This window comes from Klebsiella terrigena (assembly GCF_006539725.1).
Classification (GTDB): domain Bacteria; phylum Pseudomonadota; class Gammaproteobacteria; order Enterobacterales; family Enterobacteriaceae; genus Klebsiella; species Klebsiella terrigena.
Map to the genome: position 1 here is coordinate 1 of NZ_BJNO01000018.1, position 17,229 is coordinate 17,229.

A 17,229-nucleotide genomic window follows, 5' to 3' on the forward strand; every position below is an offset into this window, starting at 1 on the left:
GCCCAAAGGCGGGTTTTTGCTTTTCTGCAGCCGGACTCTTCATCGAACTGCGTTCGGCTGCTCGCTGCCGGTTACATCGGATTTTTAACCTCTTCCTTTTTTTCATTGCCATCCCGGCGGCAGGTTTTTTCTCCTTCTTCATCATGGTGCCTGGATGTTTATCCGCTTTCATCATGGTTGCGGAATGATTATCGGTCTCCATCATCGCGCCGGACTTCTTGTCTGCTTTCATCATGGTGGTCGATGACGTTTCGCTCGTTGAATCTGCCGCATAGCTCACCGCCACGGAACCCATAGCCCAGACGGCTGACAGTGCGAGAATAGCTAATTTTTTCATCCTGTTTTCCTCAGTTATTGTCGATATACCCGCGATACCATCACCGACTATCCGCCCCATCTGTTCCCCAAAGCCTCACGTAAGTTTAAATAAAATGTGATAGTTCAATCCCAGCAGAGGGAGTTGTGTAAGCTGCAGGAGTAGACGAGAAAACGGGAGTTAAATATGACAGGCGTAAGCGCAAAAAAAGTCCTGATCGTCGAAGATGATGCCGATATTGCCGACCTTCTCGCTCTTCACCTACGTGATGAGGGCTATGACGTTACCCATGCCGACGACGGCAATAAGGGCGTCGCCCTGCTGGAAAATGGCGGCTGGGATGCGCTGATCCTCGACCTGATGCTCCCCGGTATCGATGGCCTGGAGATCTGCCGTCGGGCGCGTAATATGGCCCACTATACGCCAGTCATTATTATCAGCGCCCGCGCCAGCGAAATACACCGCGTGCTCGGCCTGGAACTGGGGGCCGATGACTATCTGGCAAAACCGTTTTCGATGCTGGAGCTGGTCGCCCGCATCAAAGCCCTGTTTCGCCGTCAGGAAGCGATGATCTGCGCCACCAGAATGGATGCAGGAATGTTGCGCTTTGCCGGCCTGGTTATCGATCCGATCGCGCGTGAAGTCCATCTGGACCGCAAACCGGTGGAACTTACGCCGCGTGAATTCGATCTGCTCTATTTTTTCGCCAAAAACCCCGGAAAAGTCTTCTCGCGCATGAGCCTGCTCAATCAGGTCTGGGGCTATCAGCATGAAGGCTATGAGCATACGGTCAATACGCACATTAACCGCCTGCGGATCAAGATTGAACGTAACCCGGCGGAGCCGGAGCGCCTGCTAACCGTCTGGGGAAGAGGGTATAAATTTTGTCCCGCAGTCGAAAGCGCAGCGTAAGAATCCGGCGATAAAAAATATCACTTCTCCCGACGCCCACCGATTCTCAGCCGACACAGATCTCGCCCCGGAGGGCGAACTGGCGTTCGCCGGCCGCAGAGGTCGAAACCGGCAGAGCGTCGACCTGAATGCCGCCGGAGAGGATCTCCCTCAGGAGGGAGCGTCAATTCATGGTATATCCGCAAGAGCGGCAGTTTGTTTTTGCCGGTTATACAGACAGAGAGATTTCACCGTTTGCACCTTGCCTTTATCGACTCTTTTACCGGAAATAATAAGCGCCGAGTAGCCGACGTCATCACTAAAATCGATCCGCTGCCCGGCCACCTTTTTATGCGGCAGGTCGCTCTGCGCCAGGCAGGCGCGCTGGATGGCCTTATCAAATTCTTTCCACGCCGCCTCTGAGGAGGCGAATGCGCCTGCCGGCAGCAGTAATAGAGGAGCCAGGGCGATGAGTTGTAAGAGTTTCATAACGATATCTCCGATATAAGGGGGCACGTATCGGTGGCGTAAAGAGCGTGCCAACAATATAGCTCATCTTTTATTTCAACGGCCGCTGAGGTCGGATGATTTCGCCGTACTGCCTTTCGTCCCCTCTGCTGAGCATCTCTTTTTCAGTCGTTAGTTCCAAACGGCGCCGCTATCGGACCGGCGATAACGCGGCAATTTGGATAACAGCGCGTGTCCCACGATGAGTTCGTGGACACGCGCTGGCGCGCTAAACAGAGGCCCGGCCTGTGGTTGGCTGCTTATCGCTGCGCGGCCGGGCTCGTGGCGCTACTGCACACATAGGTCGGCAGCGTGCCCAAAATAAAGAGATAGCTACCGTTCTGCAGTTCATGAATGTGCATATAGATGTTTTTTGCCGGATAGACGAAAAACAGGGGCTCATATTTTTCCAGCCAGCTATCCGGCACGCTATCGTCCGGAAATTTAATATTGTGCTCTGATATCAGGTAGTAAGCGCTGCCCCTGCGCGTCACCATAAACGATATTTTGCGGTTAATGATTCTGCCAGACTCCCCCTGCACGTGGCCGTTGATGCTGAGCGTACCGCTCTTCCCGTCCAGGATGTAGTTCATCCACAGAACGAGGGTCGTATCCTGATGATGCTGGACAAAACTCACCCGACAGGAAAACGGCGCAACATAATAGCGGCGCCACAAAAAATACCCCGCCAGCACGCTGCCGAGCAGCAGGCAAAAACAGGACAGGTAAAGCACCTGACGATGATGGGCCATGCTAGCGATCCTCAATAAAATAGTCAGAAATGCAGCGGTTTGGCTCCTTCATCGACCGATCGCACCGAATGACGGAGGCGCGAGGCAGCCGCGCGTATCTGCCGATATACACCCACGGATAGTTAACGCAGCCATCTTTAAATTGCCCAACGTAGGCCAGCGCCATCGCCCGCTCATCCTGCGCCTGGATGCTATTTGCCAAATAAACCCGACACGCTCCCACCGTGCTCGCAAAGTAATAATCATCAATAAAAAGATTGCTCCGGGAAAAGCTGTGATTAATCACGCCTGCACCGCTGAATAACAAAATCACCAATAACGCTTTCATCCACCAGCGCATACGCCGCGGTGAATAAACCGCTATTGTAGGCTGCGCGGTAGGTTCAGCCTGCGAAACGCTCGCTTCATCCGAACGCGCAGTATCATATTCATGGTCCTCTGACGCTTGCCGCGGAACCTCTTTAATCGTTATCGTCGTTTCGCTGGCCAGCGTTAATCCAATACGCGGAATTGTAACGATCGGATCGTTCTGGAAGCCTATTTTTCTCAACCCTTTGCGTAAAACAGAAATATTCTGGTAATAGGTATTAGGCGAAACCAGCATCCCTCGCCTTTGCCAGACGATATCCATACACTCCTGCTGAGTCACAATAGTGCCGGCCCGCTCTATTAATAATAATAAGCAGCGCCCCGCCGGTGAATTCAGTACCACCACGCGATCCGGATTGCTGAGATCGCGCAGCGTGCCGTCCACGGGATGAAACTCAACTATTTCATTGATAATATAATGCTTGTGCATACAATCGGCGAAAAGTCTCCGGTGAAAGCATGTCGGAAGTGCCCAGGTCTTATCACCATATGGATGAGAAGAGAGGGATCCATCTCCTTTCTGAGGGGGTAATATGGCCGATAAATTTAGTGCTGTATATCACAACCGCTGGCGAAACATCTTATTTTCCTGTCATTGCTCTGCAGGTTAACTGAAGTACAATAAACGCTAACCCCGCTATTCATCCCTTTCTCAGCCGCCGCCCGACGGGTGCGAACGTCCTTATCTTATCTTTTCTTAAGTCCTTCTTATCTTCACTCAACCGGCGAACAAATACCTGCCCGCAGGTCTCTCCTCACGCCCTGACCGTTCGCTCCTGCGCCTTATCTGGCGTAGAAAAAATGCCAACAACAGGCTGATGTAAAAAGAAAAACAGAAGACATCACATGGCTCAACACGCGCCTGAAGCCTTGAAAAAAAGCGATAATAAGCAGTACAAAAAACCGGCCACCTCCGGGAATTGAGGACAGTTCGTCCACAGTTAAGCCAATATCGATTGGCGAACGGCCTCACCGGACGGCCGCGCGTTCTGCAATTAATATAACTTAAGATTAATTGAGATTACCTTCTCATCTCCCGAGGTATAGTAGTTCTACAAAGTGAAAGGCTTAATTGCTTCGAAAATACAGGAATACAGGTTGATACCTGTCATACGCATACAGGCTGACCTCCTTACTATTATAAATCGAGGGAATAACATGGCGAATAAGCTTGAACTACAGCAACATTTAAATGTTGCGTTAATCGGCGGAGATCGCTTCGCACGCGGCGGCATCACCGCCTTATTGCAAGGAATGTATGCTGATATTCAAATCACAACATCGATAAATGATTACCAGCACCTTGACGATCTTTTAGCAATGACCCCAATTGACGTTATTTTTATCTCCGGGCTAGAGAAACACCATACCGGCATGGATTGTCTGGCGTATATAAAAACGATTAAAGCCAGCTACCCGCAGGTGCTTATATACATGTATTCCGCAGCGGTGAATTCATCACTGTGGGTCCACGGCGATATTGATGCCTATGTTTCACTACAGGACCCGCTTTATCGCTGGCGAAACTGTTTATTAAAAATAGCGGAAAACCGCGCTCAGCCGAAAAAGAAATCAATGGCACTTTCGCTAACACCAGGGGAATGGAGGGTATTGAAGAAACTGAGAAATGGACTGGATATACGTTATATCGCAGAAATAGAGAAGCTTTCATACCGCCGTGTCAGCGCGTTAAAAAGCTCAGCAATAAGAAAACTCGGGCTCAGGAATAAAACAGATTTACTGGTGTTTTTAACCAGCTAGAACTGCTGCCTTCAGGGCCAATCTCGTCATAATAAAACTATGGAATCAGAAAAATGAAAGCTTACTTAAACAACAAAACTCTGCTGGCGCTGGGCATTGCGGCGCTGCTGCCTGCGGGCTCCTCTCTGGCCGCCACCGCCAGCGGCGGCACGGTAAACTTCAGCGGTAGCGTCGTAACCTCGGCCTGCGCCATCAGCGCCAACAGCAGCAATATTGACGTCGACCTGGGTGAAGTTCGTACCGCCACGCTGGCCGCGGCAGGCAGCGAAGCCAACACGGCAAAAGCCTTCACCATCACCCTTGAAGATTGCGAAATCGCCGATACCTCCGCCGGCACCGAAGAAGATCCGATCCCGGCGACAACGGTTGCCGTCACCTTCACCGGCACCCCGGATAGCACCGATGCCGATGGCCTGGCCGTCGGCTCAAACGGCAGCAGCGCCTCGGCGCAAAACGTCGCAATTCGCCTGTATGACGAACAGGGCAACGTCGTAAGACTGGGCGAGTCCGCTGCCCCCGTCGAGCTGCGCAGCGGCTCGAACACCCTGAACTTCAGCGCTAAATACTACTCCCCGCAGGGCAACGCCACGGCTGGCGATGCCAGCGCTGTCGCCACCTACACCGTCACCTATTCGTAATCCTCTGGCCCGGCCGCGTTGCCGGGCCAGGCCCAACCTTCAGGAGAGAGACGCTATGCGCTCGTTTACATGGATTTGTCTGCTCGGCTCGCTGTGGTCATCCGTAGCCTGCGCCGGCGGCGTGGGGCTGGGCGCAACGCGAATGGTCTACCTCGGCAGCGCCAACCAGTCGATGCTGCAGGTCAGAAATACGCATCCCGACGCCTCATTCCTCATTCAGTCATGGGTCGAGGATGAGAACAATCGGCGCTCCAACGATTTCGTCATTACGCCGCCGCTGTATGTTTTAAAACCGGCCACCGAAAGCGTAGTGAAAATTATGTTTAGCGGTAAATCCCTGCCGCAGGACCGGGAAACGCTGTACTGGATTACGGTCAAAGCCATTCCACAGCAGCCCAAAAGCGCCGCCAGCAATTCGCTGCAGTTTGCCTCAGCCAACCGCATTAAAGTTTTTTACCGCCCGGAGGGGCTGCAAAGCGGCGCCAGCGAGGGCTGGAAAAAAATAACCGCTGACTACCGTGCGGGCAAAATTACGCTCAATAACCCAACGCCCTATTACCTCACCACCATCAATTTAAAAGTCGATGGCAAGCCGGTACAGCCGGCGATGGTCCCGCCAAAAGCAAGCGTCACCCTGGGCGGATCGTTCAGTCAGGCAAGCACTTTTAGCTATCAGACCATCAATGATTACGGCGCATGGACCCCTGCCGTCAGCCTGTCGTTGAACCGGAAATAAAAGAAGAAAGGTGCGAGTGCGTGAAAGCAAAAATCGTCTGTGCCCTGATGATCTGCCATGCCGTTCGGTATGTCTCTGCCGCAGAGAACGATTTGCAATTTAACCCTGCGTTCCTCAACGGCGAAAGTGGAAATATTGCCGACCTCTCATGGGTCAATGCCGGGAGCGCCTTACCGCCGGGCGAATACAACATTAACGTTTATATCAATAAAAATTACGCCTTCACCGGAAACGTCGAATTCAGCGTTGATAAAGATGCGGCCCAGGAGGACGCCCAGCCCTGCGTCACGCCGCAGCAGATTGCCGCCATGGGCATTGATAGCCGCCTGGCCGCGAAAGAGCTGCTGCCGCTGACCCGGCAATGCTATTTTTTGAATCACGCGTTCCCCGGCGCCAGCTTCGACTTCGACCAGAAGACGCTGACGCTCAATCTCAGCCTGCCGCAGAGCTATATGCGGAATCTTCCGCGTGGCTACGTCAGCCCTGAGAGCTGGGAGGCCGGGATCCCTGCCGCGTGGCTGAACTATGTCGTTAACGGCGCCAACAATGAGTACCGGGGCGACAAGCGCACCCGCGCCCGGCAGCTATTCGTTAGCCTGAACAGCGGCGTGAACCTGGGCGCCTGGCGCCTGCGCGATTACACGACCTGGACCAAAGATGCGAATACGCTTAACCACGTCCAGACCTGGCTGCAGCGGGATATCCCCGCCCTGGGCGCGCAGGCGTACGCAGGGGAAACCTACACCTCCGCTCAGGTTTTTGACTCCGTTGGCCTGCGCGGCCTCGCGCTGAAAACCGATGATAATATGCTGCCTGCCAGCCTGAACGGCTATGCGCCGGAGGTTCGCGGCATCGCCCGCAGCAGCGCGACCGTTACCGTCCAGCAGAACGGCAACACCATTTATCAAACCAGCGTCCCCGCCGGTGAGTTCATGCTGAAAGACCTTTATCCCACCTCCTCCGGCGGCGATTTGCAGGTGACGATTGAGGAGAGCGACGGCAGCAAAACGCAATATACCGTGCCGTTTGCCAGCGTGCCGAACCTGGTGCGCAGCGGGCAGATAAAATACGCCCTCGGCGCCGGTAAGCTTCGCGCCGTCGGCGGCCAGAACACCCCGACGTTTGCCCAGGGAGAGCTGTTTTTCGGCTGGGAATACGGCCTCACCTTTTACGGCGGCGCGCAGCTTGCAGAGCGCTACAGCGGGCTCGCGCTGGGCGTAGGACAAAATCTCGGGCGCTTTGGCGCCTACTCCGTCGATGTGACCCACGCGCGCAGCGTGCTGGCCGACGATCGGCCCTACTCCGGGGACTCCGTGCGCCTGCGATACAGCAAGCGGCTGAACGATATCGGCACGCGCTTTAACTTCTACTCCCTGCGCTACTCGACGCAGGGGTTCTATACCCTCAGCGATACCGCCTATAAGGGGATGACGGGCGGCACGGCAAAGCAGGTCACCGGGGCAGACGGCGCCGTCACCACCAGCTATGAAAACCTGTATAACCTGCATATGTCGCGCAAGGCCAAAAATCAGCTGCTGCTGTCGCAGCCAATGGGCAGATTTGGCTCGCTTTCGCTGTCGTGGGATCGGCAAACCTACTGGCGCACCGCCAACAGAACGCAGAGCATGCAGTTTGCGTGGAACGCGATGGTGCGCAACGTCTCCGTCGGCGTGAGCGTTCAGCGCAGCACCAGCCTGTACGATAGCCATAAAGATAACATCGTGGCGATGTCGCTTTCCGTGCCGTTCGGCAACCCGCAGCAGGCTACCCGGGCGCGTTTTACCACCACCCGAGCGGACTCAACGGGCGCCACCGGCAGCGCGGGCGTCAGCGGCTACGTCCCCGGACAGGAGAGCCTGTTCTATAGCGTCAATCAGCGCTACGGCGCGCAGCAGCGGTACGGCGGCGATGCCGCGCTGCAGTATGCGGGCCAGCGGGGCGATTACAGCCTCGGCTACAGCTACTCAAGCGACTCCCGCAACCTCAGCTACGGCATGAGCGGCGGCGCGGTGCTGCATGAAGATGGGCTGACCCTCAGCCAGCCGCTGGGGAACACCAACATCCTGGTCAAGGCGCCGGGGGCCGGTAGCGTGGCGGTGCTTAATCACAAAGGCATCAAAACCGATAGCCGCGGCTATGCCGTCATTCCGTACGCCACGCCGTATCGCGTCAACCAGGTCGCGCTGGACGTCACTACCGCCGGAAACGACGTTGAGCTGGAGAACGCTATCGTCAGTAAAACGCCGACCGATGGCGCGCTGGTGCGCGCAACCATCGTCACCCGCCGCGGCGCGAAGGCCCTGTTCACTATCGGCTACCGTAACGAGGCGCTGCCGTTTGGCACCGTGGTCACGCTCGCCGATGAGCAGGCCAGCGGCATCGTGGGGGACGGTGGCAGCCTTTATCTCGCCGGCCTGCCGGCGGAAGGCACACTCAGCGCCGTCTGGGGACAGGGCAGCGACAAAAAGTGCGTCATTAAATATCGCCTCAATCCGCAGGATTACAGCGCCCGCACGGGCCTTTATTCACAGGAGGCGCAATGTCAGTAGCCGTCCGCCTATCCGGCATCGCCCTGCTTACGGCCCTCGTCACCCCGGCCCTCGGCTATGACGTGCTGGTTTCCGTTACCGGCAACCTGATCGGCAATACCTGCGTGGTTGCCGCCGATTCAGTAGAGCAAACCGTCCCGCTGGGCGCCATCGGCATAAAGCAGTTTCACGCGCCGGGGGCGGTCAGCAATATCAAACAGGCCTTCACCCTAACGCTGGAAGAGTGCGGCCCAACCTTTGTCGGCGTGAAGATCCGCTTTAGCGGCACGCCGGATGAACGCAACCCGCAGCTGATTAAGACGGACGACGGCGGAGCGAGCGGCGTGGCGGTGCAAATCCTCGATAAAGACGGGGAGCTGATTCCGCTGGAGGCCCAAACGACGGCCTACGGCACCTCGGGAGATGAACGCGTGCAGATGACATTTTATGCCCGGCTGGCGGCCAACGGCGCCGCCGTCAGCGCCGGAGACGTTTCCGCCATCGCCACCTGGACTACGGAGTATCAATAATGCGTTTCTTACTGCTTGCCTGCTGGCTGTGCGTCAGCGCGAAGGTTTTGGCCCTCGACTGGATATCCGACATTACGCTCTCACCCCAGGCGATGACCTACACCGGCCCCGCGGACTCCGTTATGCCGGGAAATATTATCGGCTCAGCGTGGAGCGCCACGGCCAGCGTGCAGCAGGTGTTCTGGTGCGGATACATATTCGTCTGCACCAAAGGAACCCTCGAACCCGGCAGCAGCGCCGTGTCGGCAGGAGTATCCGTCAACGTTGATGGCGTAAACTATAGCGTTTTTGAAACCGGCATCCCCGGCATCGGCTATATCCTCGGCCTGAAGGATTTTAACGGCACAACCTACGTGCCGCTGCAAACCGGCGTGACCCAAAGCTACCCCGCCGATGGCACCAACGGCATGGCTTTTGATTTAGGCTGGTCGGCAAAATTGACGTACGTTAAAACGGATAACGCGCTGAAGTCGGGCGTATACCACCTCCCTGCCATCAGCGCCGCGATCCTGACCGCCTATAATAACGAGACCAAAACGGCACGGGTGATCATCAACCCGACGACCGTCACGGTGACGGCCAGCGGCTGTACGGTGAGCACCAAAAGCGCCAGCATCGATCTCGGCGCGCCGGATATGCGTACGCTGCCCACCGTCGGCAGCACCTCCCCGTCGGGCTCGTTTAACGTCAGCCTGACCTGCGACGAGCAGGTAGCGCTGTATGCGGTAATGACCGATCAAACCACGCCAACGAACGACTCCTCCGTGGTAACCCTGACCAGCGACTCCACCGCCTCCGGCATCGGTGTACAGTTCTTTTATAACGGCAGCGGCCCGCTGATGATGGGGCCGGACAGCTCCGCAGCGGGCACCGCAAACCAGTTCTTTATCCAGACCACCACGGCGACCCAAATCCTGTCGCTGCCGTTCCAGGCGCAGTACGTCCGCACCGGTGAGCTGGTGCCGGGCAGCGCCAACGCCCTCGCGAGCATTACCTTTTCCTATCAGTAACGCCGCCGCATCCTCTTATTTCGACACGTCGGCGGCGAAATACTCGTTGGAGATCCGCTGCCAGGTGCCGTCGGATTTAATGCCCGCCAGCGCCGTATTGATCGCCTGACGCAGATCCGGATTCCCCTTACGGATCAATACCGCCTCCTGTTCGGTATCGGCCCGTTCGGCCACAATTTTTACCGGGGCGTCGGGTTTATGTTTTTTGAAATCGAGGAATGAGAGGTTGCTGTTGATGGTCGCATCCGCCCGTCCCTGCGACACCAGCGCAATGGACTGGTCAAAACCGTCGGTGCCCACGACTTCCGCGCCATTTTCACGGGCAATCTGCGCGTAGTTACTGGTCAGGGTATGCGCCGATTTCTTGCCTTTTAGATCGGCAAAGGTATGAATATCGGTGTTTTTATCATTGACGATCAGTACGGCTTTCGGGGAAATGTAGGGATCGGAGAAATCATACTTCGCCTCCCTCTCGGGCGTGATGGACACCTGGTTTATCACCGCGTCGTAGCGCTTAGCGTCCAGGCCGGCCACCAGGCCATCCCACTTACCTTCAACGAACTCGGCCTTTACGCCAATCCGTTTGGCAATTTCACGCGCGATATCAACGTCAAAACCCACCAGCTTCCCCGCGCTATTGTGGTAGGTAAACGGGGGGAAGGTCCCTTCGGTGCCGACCTTAAACACGCCGGCCGTTTTAATCTTTGCGAGGTCGTCCTGCGCGGCCGCCGCATGCGCCACGCCCAGCTGAATAGCGGTAGCCAGTAGTGCCGTCATCAATACTTTCATCATTAACTCCTTAATCTGCTATGCCGTGTTGTTGTTTTAAATTTCCCAGGAATCGGGAAACGTTTCGGTTAAGGTGGAAATAAAAAGCTGGGTCCGGGTTTTCTTCGCGCGGGTAAAAATATCCCGCGAGCTGCCGCTCTCAATAATCTGCCCGGACTCAAGAAACACCACCTGGCTGGCGATGCTGGCGGCCAGGCGCAGATCGTGCGTGGCCATCAGCATGGTGGTCCCCTCCTGTGCCAGCTGACGCAAAACCGCAATCACCTCCAGCGACAGCTCGGGATCCAGCGCCGAAGTTGGCTCATCGCAGAGCAGAACCTTGGGTGAAGGCGCCAGCGCCCGGGCAATCGCCACCCGCTGCTGCTGGCCGCCGGACAGCATCGCCGGCCAGGCATGACGCTTATGCAGCAGCCCCACTTTCGCCAGCAGCGCTTCGGCGCGGGCCCTCGCCCGTTCGACGGGCCATTTCTGCACCACAATCAGCCCCGTCATAATGTTTTCGAGTACCGACAGGTGGGGGAACAGCTGAAAACTCTGGAAAACCATTCCGGTCTGCTGGCACATACGGCGGATATCCTTTCTCTTCGGCGCAGCATCCGCCGAGAAGGTAATATTCTCCTGACCAATGGTTAATTTCCCGGCCTGCGGCAGCTCAAGCAGGTTAATACAGCGTAATAGCGTGCTTTTGCCGCTTCCCGATGGCCCAATAAGCGCGGTAACGCTCCCTTCAGCAATATTCAAAGAAATATCCTGCAGGACCTGTTGCCCGGCAAAACTTTTCTCAAGCCCGGACAGGGTTATCATTATTATGTTCCTTGCCTGAGGTGTTTTTTTCTAACCGGGCCTCGAGCCTCGATTGCAGATACGACAGCACCGAGCTGATTAATAAATAGATTAGGGCGGCTTCGGTATAGAGTATTAAGGGTTGATAGGTCACGGCGGCAATTCTCTGAGCTGCTAAAAATAGCTCCGGTACGGTAATAACCGACGCCAGCGAGGTATCTTTCACCAGCGAAATAAAGGTATTCGATAACGGCGGCACGGCCACCCGTGCGGCCTGCGGCAAAATAATATGGCGCAGAGACTGCCACCAGTTCATGCCGATCGAGTGCGCGGCCTCCCACTGCCCCTTAGCCACGGAGAGCAGCGTCGCCCGGATAACCTCGGAAGTGAAGGCCCCGACGTTCAGCGTAAAGCCGATCACCGCCGCGGGAAAAGCGTCGAGGGTAATGCCGACGCCCGGCAGCGCGTAAAAAATCAGAAACAGCTGCACCAGCAGCGGCGTGCCGCGGATAACCCAGACGTAGAAACGCACCAGCAGCCGCAGCGGTCGCGGCCCGTACAGCCTGATAAGCGCCACGATAAACCCCAGCCCGAGGCCGAGGGCAAACGAAATTAACGTAATGGGGATAGTAAAAACCAGCCCGGCATACAGCATCGGCCAGAATGAACTTATCGCTAGTGATATAAATTCAGGCACATCTCACCTTTTCTTCCGGCGCCTCATTAATAAGCCCGGACGTAATCGCAAATCACTCTAATTGAATAAAAGGTTATCATGCGTCCGAGCCCAGACGTATCTATCAAAAACGGTATTGAATAGCCGGCTTTGTTATTTGTTTTCGGCCAACAGCTATGCATCGGCAGAGTATATCGCGCACGCTATCCTGATATTTTTGGCTATGTTTTTTTTAACCATCCTTTGCTGAAAAACGCATTTGCGTCGGCGTAAAAAGGTATTAATTGCTGGAAATTACGCCAAAAACTCTCTTTTTCAGATATCAATACACCCAGGCGGCTAACAACCTTTCCCTCCGGATGGCTAAATAGCATCTTATATTCCATTTTGCTCTTATGGACGGTTAAATATTCTTTAATTTGCCAAATTCACAGACCTACCATTCGTCATCTCGATACGAATGGGTAAATAGTCATGTCACTCTTTCATTCTGTTAGCGATCTTATCGGCCACACGCCCCTGCTCCAGCTGCACAAGCTGGAAACCGGCCCCTGTAGCCTGTTCCTCAAGCTGGAAAATCAAAACCCCGGCGGTTCTATTAAGGATCGCGTCGCGCTGTCGATGATTAACGAGGCCGAGCGCCTCGGTAAGCTGCAGCCCGGCGGCACGATTATTGAAGCCACCGCCGGCAATACCGGGCTCGGCCTGGCGCTCATTGCGGCGCAAAAGAACTACCGCCTGATCCTCGTCGTCCCCGACAAAATGAGCCGCGAGAAGATATTCCATCTGCGGGCGCTGGGGGCAACGGTGCTGCTCACCCGCTCCGACGTGAATAAAGGCCACCCGGCCTACTATCAGGATTACGCCCGTCGCCTGGCGGAGGAGACGCCGGGGGCGTTCTATATCGATCAGTTTAATAACGAGGCCAATCCGCTGGCGCATATCAGCACCACCGCGCCAGAAATCTTCGCCCAGCTCGACGGCGATATCGACGCTATCGTCGTTGGCGTCGGCTCCGGCGGAACCCTTGGCGGGCTGCAGGCGTGGTTTGCCGAACACTCGCCGAAAACGGAGTTTATTCTTGCCGATCCGGCGGGATCGATCCTCGCCGATCGGGTAGAAACCGGCCGCTCCGGCGAGGCGGGATCGTGGCTGGTCGAGGGGATTGGCGAAGATTTTGTCCCGCCGCTGGCCCATCTCGACGGCGTTCATACCGCCTATCGCGTCACCGACGGGGAGGCGTTTGCCACCGCGCGGACGCTGCTGCAGACCGAGGGCATTCTTGCCGGCTCTTCAACGGGCACGCTGCTGCACGCCGCCCTGCGCTACTGTCAGGCGCAGACGACCGCCAAACGCGTGGTGACCTTCGCCTGCGACAGCGGCAACAAGTACCTGTCGAAAATGTTCAACGACGACTGGATGCGCCAGCAGGGGCTGCTGACCCGCCCCTCACGCGGCGATTTAACCGATTTTATCGCCCTGCGTCATGACGAAGACGCCACCGTCACCGCCGCGCCGGACGACACGCTGGCCGCCATCCTGGCGCGCATGCGCCTGTACGACATCTCCCAGCTGCCGGTGCTGGAAAACGGCCGCGTCGTTGGCATCGTCGATGAGTGGGATTTGATTAGCCATGTCGAGGGCGACAGCCAGCGCTTTGCTCTGCCGGTCAGAGAGGCGATGACCCGCAACGTCGAAACCCTCGATAAACGCGCGCCGGAAAGCGCGCTAAAAGCCATTTTCGATCGCGGCCTGGTAGCCGTCATCGCCGATAACGATCGTTTTCTCGGCCTGATCACCCGCAGCGACGTGCTGACCACCTGGCGTAACCGACTCGAACACTAAGGATCGTCCATGAAAAATTTAAATACATTAAGCGTACACGGCGGCACCTTTAACGATGCGCACGGCGCCGTGATGCCGCCCATTTATGCCACCTCCACCTTCGCACAGCCGGCCCCCGGGCAGCATACCGGCTATGAATATTCGCGCAGCGGCAACCCTACCCGCCACGCGCTGGAAACGGCGATTGCCGAACTGGAGAGCGGCTCCCGCGGCTACGCCTTTGCTTCCGGGCTGGCGGCGATTTCCACGGTGCTTGAGCTGCTGGATAAAGACAGCCACCTGGTGGCCGTCGACGACGTGTACGGCGGCACCTGGCGGCTGATCGAAAACGTCCGCCGCCGCAGCGCCGGCCTGCAGGTCAGTTGGGTCAAACCCGACGACCTGGCGGCGATTGAGGCAGCCATCAGGCCGGATACGCGAATGATTTGGGTTGAAACGCCGACGAATCCGCTGCTCAAGCTGGCGGACCTCAGCGCCATCGCGGCGATCGCCCGGCGGCACAATCTGATCAGCGTCACCGATAACACCTTCGCCTCGCCGGCCATTCATCGTCCCCTCGAGCTGGGCTTTGATATCGTCGTACACTCGGCGACAAAATATCTCAACGGCCATTCCGACGTGGTGGCGGGCCTCGCGGTGGTCGGCGACAACCGCGAACTGGCGGAGCGGCTGGGGTATCTGCAAAACGCGGTGGGCGGCGTGCTCGACCCCTTCAGCAGCTTTTTGACGCTGCGCGGCATTCGCACCCTCGCGCTGCGCATGGAACGCCACAGCAGCAACGCGCTGGCGCTCGCCGAGTGGCTGGAGCAGCAGCCGCAGGTGGAAAAAGTGTGGTTCCCGTGGCTGGCGTCGCACCCGCATCATCAGCTGGCACGCAGGCAGATGGCGCTGCCCGGCGGGATGATTTCGCTGGTGGTGAAAGGCGACGATGGCTATGCAGAGCAGGTTATCGGCAGGCTGCGCCTGTTTACGCTGGCGGAGAGCCTCGGCGGCGTGGAGAGCCTGGTCAGCCAGCCGTTTAGCATGACCCACGCTTCCATTCCGCTCGAACAGCGGCTGGCAAACGGCATTACGCCCCAGCTCATTCGCCTCTCTGTTGGCATTGAGGACGCGCAGGATCTGATTGCCGACTGGCAGCAGGCGCTGCGGGCATAAACAAAAAACCCGCCTGTCGGCGGGTTTAACTTTTGGCACATCAGCCGCGCACGATGCGCTCAGCTAAACAGCTTGCCTTTAAGCAGGTTCATGCCTTCAGACAGCAGATCCTGCTGCGCAGGCGCCTCGCCCTGCGGAGATAAGCCATCGACAATTTTCGGCAGATACTCGGAGATAAGCGACGAGGCGGTCTGCGGGTCGATCCCGAGCCTGGACCCGAGATCCTGCAGCGCGGACGATCCGAACACCGAGGTGACCTGGTCACTGGAAACCGGAATATTGCCCTGCTGGCCGATCCAGGATTCAACGATCTCACCCAGGCCGCCGCTGCGGAATTTTTCGAGGATCCCCTGGACGCCACCCTGCTGCTGGATCCAGGCCATGATGGCCTGCAGCTGCTCGGCTTTACCGGCCTGGCCGCCGAGCATACCGCCAATTTGATCAAGTAGTCCCATTACCGACTCCGTATCAATAGAGCGTGCATAACGCCGATTTTCCCGCCTTACTTATTCGGGATAATCAGCACCTGTCCCGGATAGATCTTGTCGGGATGCTTTAACATCGGCTTGTTGGCTTCAAAGATCCGCTGATAGTCATTCGCCGATCCGTACACGGTTTTAGAAATAGCGCTTAGCGTGTCGCCGGATTTCACGGTGTAGTAGCGGCTCTCGGCGCCGCTCTGCGTGACGCTTACGTTGTCGCTGACCTGGGCAATGCCGGTGACGTTACCCACCGCCACCATAATTTTTTCCTTATCTTCCTGCGAGCCGACGTCGCCGGTGACCGTCGCGGTGCCGTCTTCAGCCACGGTGATGCTGACCTTATCCGCGCCAGGGAGATTAAGCCCATCGATATGCTTTTTCAGCTTATCGGCCTGGCTCTCTTTGTCTCCGCCCGAAACGGCATCCCAGATTTTCTCGCCCGCTTCTTTCACAAAACTCAATAAACTCATACCAATCTCCTTTTAGCAGAAGTGATCTATGAAGAACGTTCATCAGACCAGACCCGATAATAATAGTTCATAAATGGCGCCCGACCTCGGTCAGCACGTGCTCGACAAACCGGGTCAGCTTCGGCAACGGGCGAAGATCCTGACGCCAGAGCAGATGAACCGGGCGCGGTTCGGGGGTATAGGCCTCAAGTACGCGGACCAGTTTTCCGCTGGCAAGATCCTCCCCCAGCAGCACTTCCGGCTGCAGCAGCAGGCCGGCTCCGGCGATGGCCGCCATCCTCAGGCCGTAGCCGTCGTTGCAGCGGAGGACAGCATCGCGCCGCCAGCGCACCTCTTGCGTGACGCCCGGCAGCTTCCACTCGTTGCGCGCGGTCCACACCGTATGGGAGAGGCAGAGATGGCCGGCAAGGTCGGCCGGCGTAAGCGGCGTGCCGTGGCGACTGAGATAGGCAGGGGCGGCGCAAATCACCATCCGGTAGGCGCAGAGATATTTCGCCACCAGGTCGGTTTGGTGAATATCGCCAATGCGGACAGCCAGATCGAACCCTTCATCCACCAGATCGACCAGCCGGTTGGTCAGGTCGAGCTCCACGCGCACGTCCGGCCACTGCTGTAAGAAGGTGGCGATCAGCGGCGCCATAACGCAGGCGCCAAATGAGGTCGGCGCGCTGATGCGCAGCGTCCCTGCGGGCGCCAGCCGCAGTCGCTCCACCGAGCTTTCGGCGATTGAGACCTGCTCCAGAACGCGTTTCGCCTCTTCATAGTAGACTCGCCCGGCGTCGGTGAGGCTCTGGCGGCGGGTGTTGCGCTCCAGCAGGCGCGTCGCCAGCTGGCGTTCGATGAGGGCGATATATTTGCCCACCATCACCGCCGACATCTCCAGGTGCGATGCCGCCTCGGTAAAACTGCCGTGCTCCACCACGGCGATAAACGTTTCCATTCCGCGCAGCTTATCCATATTGCGAACCTCTGGTTAGTAATCATCTAACTT

General features: G+C 57.0%; 19 protein-coding genes. 9 read left to right on the forward strand and 10 right to left on the reverse strand.

Annotation, left to right across the window (positions count from 1 at the left end):
- Positions 1 to 337, reverse strand: a 337-nt coding sequence (locus tag RTE01_RS18415) for a hypothetical protein (protein ID WP_174824631.1), incomplete at its 3' end; no start/stop codon positions are given.
- Positions 338 to 502: 165 nt separating this feature from the next.
- Here RTE01_RS18415 and RTE01_RS18420 point away from each other — a divergent pair.
- Positions 503 to 1,228, forward strand: coding sequence for a response regulator transcription factor (locus RTE01_RS18420; protein WP_115191889.1), 726 nt, complete (start codon positions 503 to 505; stop codon positions 1,226 to 1,228).
- A 168-nt stretch (positions 1,229 to 1,396) separates the two neighbouring features.
- Here RTE01_RS18420 and RTE01_RS18425 read toward each other — a convergent pair whose 3' ends face one another.
- The 3 genes from RTE01_RS18425 to RTE01_RS18435 all read right to left on the reverse strand — a co-directional run bounded on the left by RTE01_RS18425 (position 1,397) and on the right by RTE01_RS18435 (position 3,265).
- Positions 1,397 to 1,696, reverse strand: a complete 300-nt coding sequence (locus tag RTE01_RS18425) for a hypothetical protein (RefSeq protein ID WP_134528653.1) — start codon at positions 1,694 to 1,696, stop codon at positions 1,397 to 1,399.
- 278 nt (positions 1,697 to 1,974) lie between these two features.
- Positions 1,975 to 2,466, reverse strand: a complete 492-nt coding sequence (locus tag RTE01_RS18430; RefSeq protein WP_134527754.1) for a hypothetical protein — start codon at positions 2,464 to 2,466, stop codon at positions 1,975 to 1,977.
- 1 nt (position 2,467) lies between these two features.
- Positions 2,468 to 3,265: a winged helix-turn-helix domain-containing protein gene (locus tag RTE01_RS18435; protein WP_134527757.1), complete on the reverse strand. Its 798-nt coding sequence runs from the start codon at positions 3,263 to 3,265 to the stop codon at positions 2,468 to 2,470.
- A gap of 728 nt (positions 3,266 to 3,993) precedes the next feature.
- On the opposite strand from RTE01_RS18435, the gene RTE01_RS18440 reads away from it, so the two are divergent.
- The 6 genes from RTE01_RS18440 to RTE01_RS18465 are packed head-to-tail and all read left to right on the forward strand — an operon-like array spanning position 3,994 to position 10,038.
- Positions 3,994 to 4,596: a helix-turn-helix transcriptional regulator gene (locus tag RTE01_RS18440; RefSeq protein WP_041147749.1), complete on the forward strand. Its 603-nt coding sequence runs from the start codon at positions 3,994 to 3,996 to the stop codon at positions 4,594 to 4,596.
- Positions 4,597 to 4,649: 53 nt separating this feature from the next.
- On the forward strand, positions 4,650 to 5,234 hold the full coding sequence (locus tag RTE01_RS18445; RefSeq protein WP_041147227.1) for a fimbrial protein: 585 nt from the start codon (positions 4,650 to 4,652) through the stop codon (positions 5,232 to 5,234).
- Positions 5,235 to 5,289: 55 nt separating this feature from the next.
- Positions 5,290 to 5,970, forward strand: a complete 681-nt coding sequence (locus RTE01_RS18450) for a fimbrial biogenesis chaperone (RefSeq protein WP_123551944.1) — start codon at positions 5,290 to 5,292, stop codon at positions 5,968 to 5,970.
- A gap of 20 nt (positions 5,971 to 5,990) precedes the next feature.
- On the forward strand, positions 5,991 to 8,519 hold the full coding sequence (locus tag RTE01_RS18455) for a fimbria/pilus outer membrane usher protein (RefSeq protein ID WP_123551943.1): 2,529 nt from the start codon (positions 5,991 to 5,993) through the stop codon (positions 8,517 to 8,519).
- Complete coding sequence (locus tag RTE01_RS18460; RefSeq protein ID WP_115191884.1) at positions 8,510 to 9,028, forward strand: fimbrial protein; 519 nt, start codon at positions 8,510 to 8,512, stop codon at positions 9,026 to 9,028. Before RTE01_RS18455 ends, RTE01_RS18460 begins: the two co-directional genes overlap by 10 nt.
- Positions 9,028 to 10,038, forward strand: coding sequence for a fimbrial protein (locus RTE01_RS18465; protein WP_041147231.1), 1,011 nt, complete (start codon positions 9,028 to 9,030; stop codon positions 10,036 to 10,038). Before RTE01_RS18460 ends, RTE01_RS18465 begins: the two co-directional genes overlap by 1 nt.
- 15 nt (positions 10,039 to 10,053) lie before the next feature.
- Here RTE01_RS18465 and RTE01_RS18470 read toward each other — a convergent pair whose 3' ends face one another.
- The 3 genes from RTE01_RS18470 to RTE01_RS18480 are packed head-to-tail and all read right to left on the reverse strand — an operon-like array spanning position 10,054 to position 12,265.
- The gene (locus RTE01_RS18470; protein ID WP_115191882.1) at positions 10,054 to 10,827 is read right to left on the reverse strand and encodes an amino acid ABC transporter substrate-binding protein; all 774 of its coding nucleotides are present in this window, start codon (positions 10,825 to 10,827) and stop codon (positions 10,054 to 10,056) included.
- A gap of 36 nt (positions 10,828 to 10,863) precedes the next feature.
- Positions 10,864 to 11,631, reverse strand: a complete 768-nt coding sequence (locus tag RTE01_RS18475; protein WP_041147233.1) for an amino acid ABC transporter ATP-binding protein — start codon at positions 11,629 to 11,631, stop codon at positions 10,864 to 10,866.
- Complete coding sequence (locus tag RTE01_RS18480) at positions 11,609 to 12,265, reverse strand: amino acid ABC transporter permease (protein WP_052474600.1); 657 nt, start codon at positions 12,263 to 12,265, stop codon at positions 11,609 to 11,611. Before RTE01_RS18480 ends, RTE01_RS18475 begins: the two co-directional genes overlap by 23 nt.
- 489 nt (positions 12,266 to 12,754) lie before the next feature.
- Here RTE01_RS18480 and RTE01_RS18485 point away from each other — a divergent pair, with 489 nt between their 5' ends.
- Together RTE01_RS18485 and RTE01_RS18490 are read left to right on the forward strand one after the other, a co-directional pair.
- Entirely contained in the window at positions 12,755 to 14,131 is a 1,377-nt protein-coding gene (locus RTE01_RS18485; RefSeq protein ID WP_166793791.1) for a pyridoxal-phosphate dependent enzyme, read from the forward strand.
- Between the two features lie 9 nt (positions 14,132 to 14,140).
- Entirely contained in the window at positions 14,141 to 15,286 is a 1,146-nt protein-coding gene (locus tag RTE01_RS18490; RefSeq protein ID WP_076946651.1) for a trans-sulfuration enzyme family protein, read from the forward strand.
- 59 nt (positions 15,287 to 15,345) lie between these two features.
- Here the strand turns inward: RTE01_RS18490 and RTE01_RS18495 are convergent, their stop codons facing one another.
- The 3 genes from RTE01_RS18495 to RTE01_RS18505 all read right to left on the reverse strand — a co-directional run bounded on the left by RTE01_RS18495 (position 15,346) and on the right by RTE01_RS18505 (position 17,196).
- The gene (locus tag RTE01_RS18495; protein ID WP_134527760.1) at positions 15,346 to 15,741 is read right to left on the reverse strand and encodes a YidB family protein; all 396 of its coding nucleotides are present in this window, start codon (positions 15,739 to 15,741) and stop codon (positions 15,346 to 15,348) included.
- Positions 15,742 to 15,788: 47 nt separating this feature from the next.
- Complete coding sequence (gene lysM, locus RTE01_RS18500; protein WP_041147238.1) at positions 15,789 to 16,238, reverse strand: peptidoglycan-binding protein LysM; 450 nt, start codon at positions 16,236 to 16,238, stop codon at positions 15,789 to 15,791.
- Between the two features lie 67 nt (positions 16,239 to 16,305).
- Positions 16,306 to 17,196: a LysR substrate-binding domain-containing protein gene (locus RTE01_RS18505; RefSeq protein WP_141335260.1), complete on the reverse strand. Its 891-nt coding sequence runs from the start codon at positions 17,194 to 17,196 to the stop codon at positions 16,306 to 16,308.
- Positions 17,197 to 17,229 lie beyond the last annotated feature (33 nt).